General features: G+C 71.2%; 4 protein-coding genes. 1 reads left to right on the plus strand and 3 read right to left on the minus strand.

What is annotated here, in order from left to right; translation table 11 throughout:
* The 3 genes from G6018_RS13635 to G6018_RS13645 form a co-directional block, all read right to left on the minus strand.
* Positions 1–245, minus strand: a 245-nt coding sequence (locus G6018_RS13635; protein ID WP_187701109.1) for a dihydrofolate reductase, incomplete at its 3' end; no start/stop codon positions are given.
* A 29-nt stretch (positions 246–274) separates the two neighbouring features.
* On the minus strand, positions 275–1,075 hold the full coding sequence (locus G6018_RS13640; RefSeq protein WP_182609993.1) for a thymidylate synthase: 801 nt from the start codon (positions 1,073–1,075) through the stop codon (positions 275–277).
* A 10-nt stretch (positions 1,076–1,085) separates the two neighbouring features.
* The gene (locus tag G6018_RS13645) at positions 1,086–1,832 is read right to left on the minus strand and encodes a 3'(2'),5'-bisphosphate nucleotidase CysQ (protein ID WP_179526315.1); all 747 of its coding nucleotides are present in this window, start codon (positions 1,830–1,832) and stop codon (positions 1,086–1,088) included.
* Positions 1,833–1,931: 99 nt separating this feature from the next.
* On the opposite strand from G6018_RS13645, the gene G6018_RS13650 reads away from it, so the two are divergent.
* Positions 1,932–2,168: DEAD/DEAH box helicase (locus tag G6018_RS13650; protein ID WP_182639899.1), on the plus strand; the 237-nt coding region annotated here is incomplete at its 3' end.

Genomic DNA, 2,168 nt, shown 5'->3' on the forward strand with positions numbered 1-2,168 from the left:
GCCGCGGGCACAGAGGCCGCCCTCTCCGCGCCCTCGGCCGACCACCCTGCGTCCCGGGTGCACACGATGTTGCGGCGACCGGGCAGGGGCCGGAAGCGGGCGGGGATCGAGTCCCAGGTGGCCCGGCCCATCACGACGGGGCGCCCGGTGGTGGCCTGCTTGAAGTACGCCAGGTCCTCGGGGATGTGCCACGGCATGTCACGACCGTCGCCGATCACCCCGCCGCGGGCCTGCGCCCACACCATCCGGACCGGCACGGCCGTCGTCTCCCGGCTCAGACCGCGACCGGGGCCTTGATGCCCGGGTGGTGCTCGTATCCGACCACGTCGAAGTCCTCGAAGCGGTAGTCGAAGACCGAGTCCGCGCGGCGCAGGCGCAGCTCCGGGTAGGGGAAGGCCTCGCGGGCCAGCTGCGTCCTGACCTGCTCGACGTGGTTGTCGTAGATGTGGCAGTCGCCCCCGGTCCAGATGAACTCGCCCACCTCGAGCCCGACCTGCTGCGCCACCATGTGGGTGAGCAGCGAGTAGGAGGCGATGTTGAACGGCACCCCCAGGAAGAGGTCGGCGCTGCGCTGGTAGAGCTGGCAGCTCAGCTTGCCGTCGGCCACGTAGAACTGGAACAGCAGGTGGCAGGGCGGCAGGGCCATGTCCGTCAGCTCGCCCACGTTCCACGCCGAGACGATGTTGCGCCGCGAATCGGGGTCGGTGCGCAGCAGGTCCACGGCGTTCGCGATCTGGTCCACGTGCCGGCCGTCGGGGGTGGGCCAGGACCGCCACTGCACGCCGTAGACGGGTCCGAGCTCGCCGCGCTCGTCAGCCCACTCGTCCCAGATGCTCACGCCGTTCTCGCGCAACCAGCCCACGTTGGAGTCGCCGCGCAGGAACCACAGCAGCTCGTAGGCCACCGACTTGAAGTGGACGCGCTTGGTGGTGATCAGCGGGAATCCCGCCGCCAGGTCATAGCGCAGCTGGTGGCCGAACAGGCTGCGGGTGCCCGTTCCCGTGCGGTCGGCCTTGGCGGTGCCCTGCTCCAGGACGAGTCGGAGCAGGTCCTCGTACGGGGTGGGGACGGTCATGACCTGCAGTCTACGTTCGGGTCGCCTGCGCGGCCTGCGCGGCCAGGATCTTCTCGGTGAGCTCGGGGCGACAGATCAGGACGTCCGGGGAGTGGGTGTCGGGTTTGTTGAACCGGATCGGCGTCCCGTCCAGGCGGGAGGCGTGCAACCCCGCGGCCAGGGCGACGCCGACCGGCGCGGCCTGGTCCCACTCGTCCTGCCCCCCGGCGTGGAGGTAGGCGTCCGCGTCGCCGAGCAGGACGGAGAGCATCTTGGCACCGGCCGAGCCCATGGGCCGCACCTCCAGGCCGACCGCGTCCGCGACCTGGAGCGCCCCCGGCGGGGGGTTGTTGCGGCTGATCACCATGGTCCCCGAATGGGGGCCGTCCACGTGATCGACCTGGTCCGAGCGGAATACCCGCCCCGAGTCCGGCAGCCCCACGGAGGCGACGGTGGGCCGGCCGTCGACGACGAGTGCCACGTGCACCGACCAGTCCGAGCGGCCCGTCGAGAACTCCTTGGTGCCGTCGATCACGTCGATGATCCAGACGCGGGATTTGTCCAGCCTGCTGAGATCGTCCGAGACCCCCTCGGAGAGCGTTCCGTCATCCGGGCGGTGCACGGCCAGCACCTCGTCGGTCCAGTTCTGCGCGACCTCGTTGGCGACACGGGCGAGCGAGCGCCCGCGGAGCAGCCCCCCGGCGCGCGTGCCCCGGACGATGTCACCGATCCCCGTGGCGAGGAAACAGGCGAGGTCGTCGTCGTCGAGATCGCGCATGCTGTCGCTGTGCATGCTCACAGTCTTGCGCATGCCGACACTCTACGGAGGTGGGGCGCGGGTCGGGCCGATGTCGTAGGCGTGCGACATCATGAGTTCATGTCCGACGCACTGGAGCGGTTCCACCCGGCCACAGCCTCGTGGTTCCGTGGGGCGTTCGACCGGCCCACCCCCGCGCAGGAGGGGGCGTGGGCGTCCCTGGCGAGCGGCGCCCACACGCTCGTCGTGGCCCCCACGGGGTCGGGCAAGACCCTCTCGGCGTTCCTGGACTCGCTCGACCGGCTGATGTTGGGTGGTGCGGGCGGCCGGGTCGGCGACGTCGACGGCGCGGGCGGG

The sequence above is a fragment of the Dietzia sp. DQ11-44 genome (assembly GCF_014145205.1).
GTDB lineage: Bacteria > Actinomycetota > Actinomycetes > Mycobacteriales > Mycobacteriaceae > Dietzia > Dietzia natronolimnaea.

Coding starts and splice junctions, on each gene's coding strand:
- G6018_RS13645 (WP_179526315.1), bottom strand. CDS start 1,832: ATGCGCGATCTCGACGACGACGACCTCGCCTGTTTCCTCGCCACGGGG.
- G6018_RS13640 (WP_182609993.1), bottom strand. CDS start 1,075: ATGACCGTCCCCACCCCGTACGAGGACCTGCTCCGACTCGTCCTGGAG.